The organism is Rhizobium sophorae, from assembly GCF_013087515.1.
GTDB classification, from domain to species: Bacteria; Pseudomonadota; Alphaproteobacteria; order Rhizobiales; family Rhizobiaceae; genus Rhizobium; species Rhizobium sophorae.
In genome coordinates, this window is the sequence record NZ_JABFCN010000021.1 from 1 (window position 1) to 12461 (window position 12461).

The following is a 12461-nucleotide window of genomic DNA, read 5'->3' on the forward strand; positions in this document are numbered from 1 at the left end:
CAACGGCAACGATGTGACGCTTGTCATCGCCGAGAGTGCGGCGGGTGCGGGCGATGGCGGCTCCATCCTGCTCCAGGGCAATCTCAACGAGTACTATCAGAGCGGCCTTGAGAAGATCGTCTTTGCCGACGGCACGATTTGGACGCGGGCGGACATGCTGACACATATCGCCTATACTGGAGGCACCGTCGGCAACGACATCATCACCGGATCTTCGGCCGCAGATGTGTTGCGTGCAGGACTGGGCAACGACACCTTGAAGGGCGGGGCCGGCAGTGATGCGTACATCTATCTTGCAGGTGATGGCAACGACATCATCGACGAGCCGACGTCGGGAACCGATAGCGATGTTCTCAGGCTGGATGACTTGCTCAAGAGTCAAGTTCTCTTTGCTCGGTCGACAACATCCGCAAGCGACTTGATCATCACAGTCCTCGCAACCGGCGAAACGATTACGCTGAAGAACCAATTCGATACTGCCGGAGGCGTCGAGTCGATCGTCTTCAAGGATGGCGAGGTTCTCGGTGGTGCCGCGGGCGCGTTGGATACTGCGCTCACGGGGCTGCTGGCAATCTATGGAACCTCAGGTAACGATACACTTGCCGGAACGACGGCGAATGACATCATCGATGCGGGTGCGGGCGACGACCGACTTGAAGGCAAGGAAGGCACCGACACCTATATTTATCGACCCGCCGACGGAAATGATGTCATTTTCGACTACCGAGGGTCTCGTGATAATCGACTCGTACTTGGACTTGGAATAGACGCCAGCGATGTTGTTTTCGCGCGCGTTGCCGCAGACTCGAACGATATTAAGCTCGCCTTCCGCTCGATGTCTGGATCGATCACGCTCGACGGTCAGCTTTGGAGCGATGCGGGTGTTGAGTTCATTCAGTTCGCCGATGGTACGGTCTGGAACGAAACAGAGATGTTGCGTCGGTATGTTGCGGACCAGCAGACGTCCGGCAACGACATCATCTGGGGTACGAATCTATCCGACCTGGCAACGGGTGGTGCGGGCGATGACACCCTGACTACCTTTGGCGGCAACGATCGTCTGGTCGGCGGGACAGGTAACGATCGCCTTGACGGCAGCGGCGGTACCGACGTCTACGTCTACGAGGCAGGCGATGGGGACGACGTGATTTTCGACTACACCGGCAGTCGCGACAATGTTTTGGAGTTCAGGCAGGGGATCTCTTCAGCGGACGTGGTGTTTTCACGCGTCGCGAGCGACGCGGCCGACATAAAGCTGACGTTCCGCTCATTGTCCGGCTCGATCGTGCTCGACAATCAGCATTGGGGTGACGCCGGTGTGGAGTTCATTCGGTTTGCCGACGGCACCCTATGGGACGATGCCGAGATCGCTCGCAGATACGTTGCAGATCAAAAGACGGCTGGTGACGACACGATTTGGGCAACGAACCTATCCGACAACGTATTCGGCGGCGCCGGCAATGACACGATCGTAGCCTACGACGGCAACGACCGTCTTATCGGCGAGGCAGGCAACGACCGGCTGGACGGCGGCGGCGGCAACGACGTCTACGTGTACAACGGCGGCGATGGCGACGACGCTATCTTCGACTACCAAAGCAGCCGCAACAACGTTCTCGAATTCGGTGCCGGAATTTCGGCAGCGGACGTAGTGTTTTCACGTGTCGCGAGCGATGCGGCCGATATGAAACTGACATTTCAATCGATGGCTGGCTCCATCGTGCTCGATAATCAGCACTGGGGCGACGCCGGCGTCGAGTTTATTCGGTTCGCCGACGGCACGATCTGGGATGATGCCGAGATCGCTCGTCGATATGTCGCGGGTCAAACGACGGATGGTGATGACACCATTTGGGCAACGAACCTATCCGACAATGTAGTCGGCGGCGCCGGCAATGACACGATTGCCGGCTACGATGGCAACGACCGTCTAGCCGGCGGGGCGGGCAACGACCGCCTGGACGGCGGCGGCGGTAACGACGTCTACGTGTACAACGTCGGCGATGGCGACGACGCTATCTTCGACTACCAAAGCAGCCGCAACAACGTCCTCGAGTTTGGTGCCGGAATTGCGGTAACAGACGTTGTCTTCTCACACGTCACGAGCGATGTGAACGACATGAAGCTGTCATTCCAAGGGATGACAGGCTCCATCGTTGTCGATAACCAGCTCTGGGGCGATGCTGGTGTCGAATTCGTTCGTTTTGCCGACGGCACCGTCTGGAACAAGACTCAGATCGCGGCACGCTATGTAGCCGACCAGCAGACCGCCGGCGACGACATCATCTGGGGGACGTATGGCGCCGATACAATCCAGGGCGGGGCTGGCAACGACACTCTTCGCGGGGTGGGTGGAAATGACACTTTCGTGTTCAAGGCTGACTTCGGCAAAGATACGGTGACAGATTTCTCCGCCGGTGCGGGCATTGGTGATGTCCTCGACATCAGTGACGACCTCTTCGCGGATTTTGCATCGGTGATGGCGGCCGCCACCCAGGTCGGAGCAGACACGTTGATTACTCATGACGCCAACACGTCGATCACTTTGAAGAACGTCGCGCTGACAAGCCTGCACCAGGATGATTTCCGCTTCACGGCTGCAGCGTGAGAAAGAGGAAATCGTCTTGAACAAGGCTGCAGAACAGTCGTCACAAGTATTCCTTGTGGCGGTTCTCTCGTCGCTTCGAAAGGCCTTCCTCGGAGTCGGCCTGACAAGCTGCGTCATCAATATCCTTGCTCTGACCGGCTCATTTTTCATGCTTCAGGTCTACGACCGGGTCATTCCCGGCCGTAGCCTGCCGACATTGGTGGGACTCGGGATCATCGCCGCAACGCTGTTCGTCTTCCAGGGCGTCTTGGAATTGATCCGGTCGATGTTGCTCGTCCGGGTTGGCACTGCGGTCGACGAACGTTTCGGTGACCGCGTTTACGGCTCTCTCGTCTTATTGCCGTCGCGCATGCAGATGCCGGGCGACGGGCTACAGTGCGTGCGGGATCTCGATACCGTCCGCGGTTTTCTGTCGGGACCGGGGCCGACCGCGCTGTTCGACATGCCCTGGATGCCGTTCTATCTTTTCCTTTGTTTCCTCTTCCACATTTGGATCGGAGTGACTGCGCTTGCCGGTGCACTGATCCTTATCGCCTTGACCATGCTTACCGAGGTTCGGTCGCGGCAGCCGGCGAAGGAAGCAGCCAAGCTTGCCGCCGAGCGCATCAATCTTGCCGAAGCGACCAAACGGAACTCGGAAGCCGTCCTCGCCATGGGCTTCGGCCATTTCATCGGTGAGCGTTGGACCGAGCTCAACCGAAAATATCTGGCAAACCACGTTGCCGCCAGCACGGTCACGGGCGGGCTGGCGACGGCATCGAAAATCCTGCGCATGATGCTGCAGTCGGGCGTGCTCGCCGTCGGCGCCCTTCTGGTGATCCGTCAGGAGGCAACTGGCGGCATCATGATTGCTAGTTCCATTTTGGTGAGCCGCGCCCTGGCGCCCGTAGAACTCGCCATCGGGCAATGGAAAGGCTTCGTTGCCGCCCGGCAAAGCTGGGGGCGGCTGACTAAGCTGATGACGCTCATGTCGTCGGAGCAGCGCGAGGTCGATCTACCGGCGCCGCGGGAAAACCTGATCGTCGAGAACCTGCAGATCGCCGCGCCGGGCGGGCGCAGCCCTATTCTTCGCGGCGTCTCCTTCAAGGTTTCGGCAGGAGAGGCAGTTGGCGTTATCGGTCCGAGCGCATCAGGAAAATCCACACTCGCCCGCGCAATCACCGGCCTTTGGTTGCCCTTGGGCGGCGCGGTAAGGCTCGACCAGGCTCTCCTTACCCAGTGGGATCCGCACGAACTCGGCCGCCATCTCGGTTATCTGCCACAGGATGTCTCGCTTTTCGATGGGTCGATCGCGCAGAACATTGCACGGTTTGACCCAAAGGCCGACTCCGAGACTGTCATCGCCGCAGCGAAGGCAGCTGGCGTCTACGACATGATCGTGCAATTTTCAGATGGGTTTGACACCAAGGTCGGAGAACAGGGATCGGTGCTCTCGGCCGGTCAGCGCCAGCGCATAGCGCTTGCTCGCGCACTCTATGGCGAGCCGTTTCTGGTGGTTCTCGACGAGCCTAATTCCAACCTTGATGCCGATGGCGAGGCGGCCCTGACGAAAGCGATCTCTGGGGTTCGCGCGAGGGGAGGGATTGCGATTGTGATCGCACACCGGCCGAGCGCGCTCACGGCAGTCGATCAGGTTCTTGTCATGGGCAATGGCCAGATGCAGGCCTTCGGTCCGAAGGACGAAGTATTGAAAAAGACCACGGCGAGGCCAGCCACGGCGACCCCGCAGCCGATGCGCCTGCTGATCGGCGGCGAGGAGACGGGAACATGAGCGATGTCGGAGCGCCATCGGCGGAAGGCGCCATCCGCAAGCTGACGGTAGCCGCCCTCAGCATCGTCGTCCTACTCGGCGGTGTGATGGGCGGTCTCGCTGCCACCACCCACCTTTCAGGCGCGGTCATCGCCTCCGGAATGGTCGTCGTTGACACTTATGTGAAGCCGGTACAGCATCAGAAAGGCGGTACCGTCGGCCAGATATTCGTCAAGAATGGAGATCTGGTGGAAGCCGGCCAGATCCTCATCCATTTGGACGATACCCAGACCCGCGCCAATCTCGCCATCGTAACCAAGCGGCTGAACGAGCTTTCCGCAAGGACGGCTCGGCTTGTAGCGGAACGCGACGGCACACAGTCGATCGCTTTTTCCGAAGAGTTGCTGGCAAAGGCCAGCGATCCAGAGGCCGCGCGCTCGATCGAGGGCGAGAAACGCCTCTTTGCCAACCGCCGGTCATCGCTGGTGGGGCGAAAGGCGCAATTGCGTGAGCGGATCGAGCAACTCAAGCAGGAAGCCGAGGGTCTGGTCGCCCAGGAAACCGGCAAGCGCCAGGAGATTGCGCTGATCGAAAAGGAACTGGAAAGCATTCAGCGCTTGTTCGATCAAGGGCTCGTTCCCGCCAACCGGGTATATGCGTTGCAGCGTGAGGCCGCGAGCCTCACTGGCGAGCTCGGCAACCTCGTCGCGACCGAAGCACAGACGAAGGGTAAGGTCACGGAAACAGAACTCCAGATCATCCAGATCGATGATGACCAGCGTAGCGAGGTCTCCGACCAGCTTCGACAGGCCGAGGGAGATATCGGCGAATATTCCGAACGCCTGGTCGCTGCTCAGGATGATTTGCAACGTATCGACATTCGCGCGCCGCAGGGCGGCATTGTGCATCAGCTTGCCGTGCACGCATCCGGCGCCGTCATCGCTCCGGGAGAAGCGATCATGCAGATCGTTCCGGATCGCGATGCCCTCGTTGCCGAAGTCAAGCTGATGCCGACCGATATCGATCAAGTGTCCATCGGACAGATGGTGCATTTGAGATTTTCTGCCTTCAGCCAGCGGAACACGCCGGAGCTGAATGGTGTCGTGACCAGTGTTGCAGCAGACCTGACGAGCGATCAGCGCTCGGGCCTCAGCTACTACGTCGTCCGTACCAAGGTTTCCGATGGCGAATGGCAGAGGCTTGGCCAGGTCACGCCCGTTCCCGGCATGCCGGTCGAAGCCTTCATACAGACCGGCGAACGAACGGCGCTGGCATATTTGACGAAGCCTCTCATGGATCAGGTCGCGCGAGCCTTCAAGGAAGAATAAAAAGATGCGGCGCCTTAATCACCGACCGGGGGAAGAAAGACAGCTGACCAATGCCGACACTCTCGACCGTTCGGCATTCCCTGGGGCCGCGTAGGATAGTGTCGGGTGACTGAGGTAGCGAAACTTCCATTAAAGTCGTTCCATAAATACCGGTTACGCCACTGACACTGAAAATAGCGGGGTCGACGGTCCTGTTCCTTTCAAATTTCGGCTATTTCGGCGTGTCGGCTTTGTTGGCGCGCGCCTGAATTTGCGTGCATCGTTCGATCAGGTGTTCGAACGGCTCGGAATCGCCGAGCAGCAGACCGTCGTCGACCATGCGCGCGTAATCCTCACCGAGTGCGCGCAGACCTTCTCCGGAGGGTGTCAGAACCAGATTGCCATTGACGGCTGCGGCGTAGTCGATGGGCGAGCGGTCGGCCGCCTTTTCCGCAAAGAACATTGATTTGTGTTTCGCCACGGCATTGGCGAGCTGCCGATCCGCGAATGCCTTGTCGGCGAAACCAGCATCGTTCAACCGGACGACGTCATGCCAATGACGAGCAAAACGATCGCCGCGGAGGCGCTCCTGCAGGCAGAAGACATGGATTGCCGTCGCCTTCTCCCAGAACGTCCGCTCCGCGTGCATGACGCGGGGGCTCGCCTTCGGAAATTCGACACCATCGACCTGACCCGCGGCGTCGCAGTCGACATCGCGAATACTGGCTGGCTCGCCGGTGGATCGGGCCCCGAATTCGAGCATGACGCTCCGGGCGACATAACCGGATCCGCTGCTCACCGCGTCATAGTCCAGATAGAGCGTATCATCCTCGAGGCGAATTGCCGCCGGAAGAGATTGATCGCGCAGCGCACCGGCGATGACCGGCTCCACCGACTCCGAAACCCAGACCGGAAGCCGCTTCCGTACTTCGCTGGTCCAGCGTTTCTCTTCGCTGCGGGTTTTCGGCAGCGCCTCATCATTATCGCCGACCAGGTCCGGCGCCAGGGCGCGGATATCATAGGTCAGGTCGACGTCCTCGGAGAACCTTTTGATGACGCCGTAGCCTTTCGAAAGCGAAGTGCCGCCCTTGAAGACGAGGTGCTCGCCGAGCTTGGACGAAAAGAGCGTCTGCAGCGTCCAGACGACCCAGACATCCTTTTCGAGCAGGTGAATGGGCCGTCCGGTGCGGTCGGCCGCCACGGCCAAGGCTTCGCGCCGGTCGTCCTTTGACAAGGTCAGGAACTGATCAGCCATGCGCAGCCTTTCCCACGCTTCTTGCAAGCCAAGTCGGGAACTGCGGAGCCGCCGCCACTAACTCGCCGAACGCGTCTGGCGGCAGCTTTCGCTTGATCCGCGACAGTGCTTCATCGGCCTTCTCGGGCCCAAGCCAGGCGAGCGCACGGACCGCCACGCCGGCGGGCCGATCGGCCAAGGCCAGTTGCCAGCGAGGGACATGCCTAAGCTCGACCGTTTGCTGTCCAAGGTTCATCGTCCGGCTGCGGCCGGATGTAAGGTAGACGGAGCGGACCGGGACCTGGGTGGTCAGGCCCAGGGAATTCGCAGCGGCGGCGCCGTTTGAGACAATGACCTCGCCGCGCTGCTGCGCCACTGCCTCTACGGCCTGTTCGACCGTCGGCAGCCGACTGCCAAAACGACTTTTGACGGGCCGCATATAGATACCACGGCCGGCCCGGACGAGCTCGCCACGCTCGGCCAGGCGCGACAGAGCCTGGTCCAGGGCGGCACGATTTCCGAGATGCAAAAAGCTCTTTGCCGAAAGCGCGGACCCTTCCGGCAGTCGTTCAGCATGGCCCATGATTTGTGACGTCAGCTTTTGCATGGCATGTCTCCTGTCAGAAATATATACAGTTTTCTGACAGTTTGCAATGAGAGGGGAAGACGACGCGTGTCATACTGGTATTTTTTTGCCGCGTTCGTATTCTTTCTGGGAAGATCGAGGAAGGCGCCCGCTGCCTATGCAAGGCGTCGAACGTCGCCGGCAGGCCAGAGCTCTCGAGGCCAGCGACCGGCTTGTTGCCATAGAGTTCGCGTTTTAGGCCAGGAAGATCGCATAATGGATCGTCGGGAACCTATGTATGTCTCGGACAAACTACAGGTCGCCGCTTCCTTTCAGTATGGACCGCCATCAGCCCCATTCGATTGGCCACATATTCTGCTCCCGAAATGGTGGGGTGGACCGATTATGACGGTAGGTATAGACGCGTGGTCCGGTAGGCGCTATTCGTGATGTACCAACATCAGCAAACCATCCCGTGGATTCTCCAAGGCCTCTTGTATTGAAAAAAGTGCAACGCAGTTTTGCCGTCGAGTACAAAACCGGCAGGCGAAAACTCGATACCAGGTCAAACTCGATCTGGGGCAACGTTGATTTGAAATCCGTCGCTCGCGACCTGGAGGAAGAGGCAATGCCGTTTCTGTCGGGTAGCTCTCAGAGTGGCAAATCCGACTGCGAAATGTCTTTACCAAAAGCAGATCAGGTCGAGCCGTTGTTGACAGCGCCTCTCGGGCCGTCGACAACTGCATCAGACACACAGGAGATAAGCATGGCCGACGAGACTGATACTGCAACCAGTGCCGATGTGCCGACCGTTGTCGAAACGCCTATTGCGCCGAAGAAACAGCGCAAACTCCGGGCCAAGAAAACCGCGGCACTTGAGACGCCGTCAGCTGACGCTGCGGCAGAGCCAGCAGTTGCTCTGGTCGCCGCCGGTGGTGTGAAAAGGAGAAGGCGCAAGGCAAAGGTGATCGAAGTTACGGCGAGCGCCAAACGCGCACCTGTGCGCCGCACTCCAAAGGCTGTGCAGACAGCGCCGGTCGCGCCGATGACGGCGATCGATGAGATGGCGGATCTCCTGCAGTTGGAAGAGGAAAATCAGCGACTGCGCAAGCTTCTGGCTGAAAAACTTCGCGCTGAAAATGCCGATCTGCGCAAACGGCTCAAGCTCGATTGACAAAAGCGGCTGGTCAATCGCCGGCCGCATTTCCATGCTTATCGAGAGATACAATTTGGCAACGGTGAATGCTGTTGCCGGAACTAAAACTCACTGCCTGCTTGCGGGATAAATCGCGAGGTCGGATAGATGGCGTCTCCCTGGAAATTTCTTGCCCGTCTGATCTCACCTGGACGCCAACAAAAAAGAGAAAGCGGCTCGAACGAGAAGGTTACGTCGGTGGCGTTGCCTATTTCCGGTCCGACTGAAGCGCCTGCCGAGGAGAGCGTGAATGGCGCTGATCGACCGGTTAGCGAGGAGCTACCTCGTCATGGTCAAGCCGCTGCAATTTCCGTAGAGCCGGTGCATTCGGATGAAGCCAAAAACGGTGCCCGCGATAGGGTCGAACGCGGTGCAGCAAAAATTGGGCAGGCCGCTAATCAGGCTTTATCCGGCGGTACTGGTATCGACGTCACCGCTGCACATGATGATACTACGCAGATCAGGCGAACTGTCAAAGTGGCACCGCGAAAGCAAAGACGTCGCAGCAAGGAAGCGGTAGCGGTTGCGAACGTTTCGCCCGTATCCCAGATCGCACACATTGCAGAGGAGATAAGGCTCGATGAAGAGATCAGGGTGCTCAGGGGGCAGCTGGCGAGAAAGCTAACGCTGCAAAACGCGCAGTTAAGAAAAATGCTGGAGCGATTTGAACGGTGAACGTGGGGCCGAGTTGATTTTGCTCTACGCATTTGAATGGGCGTTCGACCCTGGTCAACTTGCATAGTGGGCTAGATGCTGGGAGTGCATGTAAAGGCGACGATGACATGTGGCGCAACTTGCGATGTGTTGATGGCCGAAATCTCCGACGACAATCAACGAGTTTCAGCCAACGTGCCAGGGGACGCTGCTTACGGCCAGTTCTTCTTCGACCACCGGTCCGCCTCCAGAGATCGCGGACCAATGAATCGACAACGGACATAGCGCCAGCATAAGTCGCAAATTCGCAAACGTTTAGGCCAAAGCGAAATGACGCGCAATCCACCGGGTTAGTAAAGCAATCGAGCGCGTATCGTTCCCGGAATCTGGCGAATTTCATCAAGGATGTCACCCGCTCTCTGGCCAATGCTCTCGGCCTCAATCACCACATAACCCATCTCGCCGTAGGTCTGCAGGAATTCGCCGACGATATTTAGTCCGCGGGACGAAAAAATCATATTCAAACTGTTCAAGATGCCAGGGCGATTTTCATGAACATGGATGAAACGTGTGCCGTTCGGTCGCGGAGGCAGTTGAACCTGGGGAAAATTGACCGCGCCCAGCGTCGAACCGACGTCCGAATATTCGACGAGCTTCCTTGAGACTTCCCCTCCGATGCGCTCCTGCGCTTCTTCGGTTGAGCCGCCGATATGTGGCGTCAGAATTACATTGTCCAAACCCTGTAGCGGCGTCTTGAAAAGTTCTTTATTGGATGCCGGCTCTTTCGGGAACACGTCCACAGCCGCGCCTGCGAGATGCCCTTCTTTCAAAACCGTCGCAAGCGCCTCAAGATCGACCACGGTCCCGCGGGAATTGTTGATAAAAACGGCTCCCTTTTTCATTCGGCGCAGTTCAGCCTCAGTGATCATGTTTCGCGTTGATCTGGTCTCTGGAACATGCATCGTCACATAATCTGAGATTTCGAGCAGTGCCCCGAGCGTCGCCATCGATTCTGTATTGCCGTGGCGAAGCTTGTCCGAGGGATCGAAATAGCGCACGTTCATGCCCATACTTTCCGCAAGAACGCCAAGCTGCGAACCGATATTGCCATAGCCAACGATGCCCAGCGTTTTCCCGCGAACCTCACGACTGCCGACGGCAGATTTTTCCCATCCGCCTTCATGAGCCGAAGCCGAACGCGGGAAGATCCGCCTGGTCAGCATGATGATCTCACCGATCACAAGCTCGGCGACCGAGCGCGTATTTGAATAGGGAGCGTTGAACACGGGTATCCCGCGTCGGCGGGCCGCATCCAGATCGACCTGATTTGTCCCCACAGAAAAACAGCCGACGGCCATGAGCTTCTTAGCCGATCTGAAGATTTCCTCTGTCAGATATGTGCGTGAGCGAATTCCCACAATATGTGCTTCGGCTATATGACTTTTAAGATCCTTGTCATCCAGAGCCTTCGGCAGATGCGTGAGATTGACGTAGCCTGATGACGAAAAGTAGTCCACCGCGCTCTGACTGATCCCTTCAAGCAGAAGTACGGAAATCCGGTCGCGCGGAAGCGAAAGAGGTCGGGACATTGGATTGCTCTCGATTTTGGAATTCATTAAGAAGAGGCCACAAAAGCCCACAGACAGGGCAACAGGATTCAGTCAGATCCACGGACATTTGCACATAATAACCGACTCCGGCGGTAGAACATATGGCGCGCCAGCGGACAGTTCCGCATTGTCCAAAGATCTACATCATTTCCTATTGAAGCCGAACTGGTCATAGAGCCGTGCGACGACTGCCTTGTCTGCGGAATTGTCGCCGGCCAACGCACGCGTCGCGCGGCTTTTGTGGATTGCAGATGAGCTTAGCTCAACGCAGTGATGATGTCATGTGATCTCAACCAAATCGAAATCCAACCCATATCGCTGATGCGTCGCTGGTAGCGGCACCACCTCAGCAATGTGGAGTATTAGCAAATGAAAACATGGTTCATCACAGGTGCATCCCGCGGTTTCGGTCGCGCTGTCGCCGAGGAAGCCATTCGCCGCGGTGATAAAGTCGCCGCAACCGCTCGTTCCGTCGAAGCGCTTCAAGACCTTGTGGCACTTTCTCCCGAAGGCGTCGCGGCGATTCAACTCGACGTCACCAATTCCGAAGAGATCAAGCACAGCGTAGCCGCTGCCCAAGCACGCTTTGGCCACATCGACCTCCTCTTCAACAACGCTGGGATTGGCTATTTCGCTGCGGTCGAGGAAAGCCAGGAGGCGGAAATTCGACGAATGATGGAGATAAACGTTTTTGGTCTTGTCAACGTCACCAATGCGTTTCTTCCTGCCATGCGGGCGCGGCGCTCAGGTACCATCATAAACGTCTCGTCCGTCGGAGGCATCCGAGCTTTTCCGGCTGTCGGATGGTACTGCGCGTCCAAGTTCGCTGTGGAAGCTATTTCTGAATCGCTCTCGCAGGAATTGCAGCCGCTCGGTATTGACATCGTCCTCATCGAGCCCGGCCCGTTTGCGACGGATTGGGCTGGCAACTCAGCACATGAAGTACCACCGGACGGTGAAATCGCCGATTACGGCAATACGGCGGGTGGCCAGCGCGCGTCCTTCCGACAGAACGTCGGCAACGAGCCAGGGGATCCGGCAAAGGCGGCCGTGGCGATTGTCAATGTCGCTCATGACGAGGACAAGCCTCTGCGACTGCCGCTTGGCAATATCAGCTATGACGGCATTCTCAATAAACTCGAGCAGGTCCGTCAGGAGATCGCGAAGCGAGAAGCGGTCAGCCGCGCCGCGGATCGGGATTGACGTTGTTCGGGTGGCTTCTGCGATGACGCTATTGGTGCGTATCGCGGAAAAGGGAGACGTCCTTTCAGTTTCCGTATCAGAGCTTGGGGCCCGAGCGAGACTGGGAATCCAGTGACAATGTCTCGCAGCGTTCGCCGGCTTCAAAGCGTGCCGTAGCCCGGGCGAGCCCATTAGAGCCGAGCTCACGTCGGCGTCAATGTCCCGGTCGTCTTCAGGAACGCCGATCAGCACCGTCGTTTTGAGGCCGGCGCGCGCGAAGATGTTCGCGACGTCGGTCGCTCCCGTGAAATCGTCGGCCACGCAGCCGACCAGCAACTTTCCGGCGGCCACCACGG

The 12461-nt window shown here is 58.3% G+C and carries 9 protein-coding genes and 1 pseudogene; 6 read left to right on the top strand and 4 right to left on the bottom strand.

The annotated features are described in order from the left end of the window. The 3 genes from G9X64_RS12305 to G9X64_RS12315 form a co-directional block, all read left to right on the top strand. On the top strand, nt 1-2608 hold a 2608-nt coding region (locus G9X64_RS12305; RefSeq protein ID WP_281360203.1), incomplete at its 5' end, for a calcium-binding protein. Beyond that, nucleotides 2580-4379: a type I secretion system permease/ATPase gene (locus G9X64_RS12310; RefSeq protein WP_245424573.1), complete on the top strand. Its 1800-nt coding sequence runs from the start codon at nt 2580-2582 to the stop codon at nt 4377-4379. The genes G9X64_RS12305 and G9X64_RS12310, both read left to right, overlap by 29 nt. Further along, nucleotides 4376-5686, top strand: coding sequence for an HlyD family type I secretion periplasmic adaptor subunit (locus G9X64_RS12315; RefSeq protein WP_096771283.1), 1311 nt, complete (start codon nt 4376-4378; stop codon nt 5684-5686). The genes G9X64_RS12310 and G9X64_RS12315 overlap by 4 nt, the downstream gene beginning before the upstream one ends. A gap of 211 nt (nt 5687-5897) precedes the next feature. Here G9X64_RS12315 and G9X64_RS12320 read toward each other — a convergent pair whose 3' ends face one another. Together G9X64_RS12320 and G9X64_RS12325 are read right to left on the bottom strand one after the other, a co-directional pair. Continuing rightward, nucleotides 5898-6920 (bottom strand): nucleotidyl transferase AbiEii/AbiGii toxin family protein, encoded by a 1023-nt coding sequence (locus G9X64_RS12320; protein WP_096771282.1) that lies wholly within the window; start codon nt 6918-6920, stop codon nt 5898-5900. Beyond that, on the bottom strand, nt 6913-7506 hold the full coding sequence (locus tag G9X64_RS12325; protein WP_096771281.1) for a DUF6088 family protein: 594 nt from the start codon (nt 7504-7506) through the stop codon (nt 6913-6915). The genes G9X64_RS12320 and G9X64_RS12325 overlap by 8 nt, the downstream gene beginning before the upstream one ends. Nucleotides 7507-7963: 457 nt before the next feature. Here G9X64_RS12325 and G9X64_RS12330 point away from each other — a divergent pair, with 457 nt between their 5' ends. Further along, nucleotides 7964-8638, top strand: a complete 675-nt coding sequence (locus G9X64_RS12330; RefSeq protein ID WP_081284270.1) for a transcriptional regulator — start codon at nt 7964-7966, stop codon at nt 8636-8638. 129 nt (nt 8639-8767) lie between these two features. Further along, nucleotides 8768-9334 (top strand): hypothetical protein, encoded by a 567-nt coding sequence (locus tag G9X64_RS12335; protein ID WP_088395843.1) that lies wholly within the window; start codon nt 8768-8770, stop codon nt 9332-9334. 329 nt (nt 9335-9663) lie between these two features. On the opposite strand, the gene serA is transcribed toward G9X64_RS12335, so the two are convergent. After that, nucleotides 9664-10902: a phosphoglycerate dehydrogenase gene (gene serA / locus G9X64_RS12340; RefSeq protein WP_096771280.1), complete on the bottom strand. Its 1239-nt coding sequence runs from the start codon at nt 10900-10902 to the stop codon at nt 9664-9666. 390 nt (nt 10903-11292) lie between these two features. Here serA and G9X64_RS12345 point away from each other — a divergent pair, with 390 nt between their 5' ends. Continuing rightward, nucleotides 11293-12126 carry an oxidoreductase gene (locus G9X64_RS12345; protein ID WP_096771279.1) on the top strand — a complete coding sequence of 278 codons (834 nt, stop codon included), beginning with the start codon at nt 11293-11295 and terminating at the stop codon, nt 12124-12126. A 252-nt stretch (nt 12127-12378) separates the two neighbouring features. On the opposite strand, the pseudogene G9X64_RS37275 reads toward G9X64_RS12345, so the two are convergent. Then, nucleotides 12379-12459 (bottom strand): annotated as a pseudogene (locus G9X64_RS37275) (hypothetical protein); the annotation flags it as partial. Nucleotides 12460-12461 lie beyond the last annotated feature (2 nt).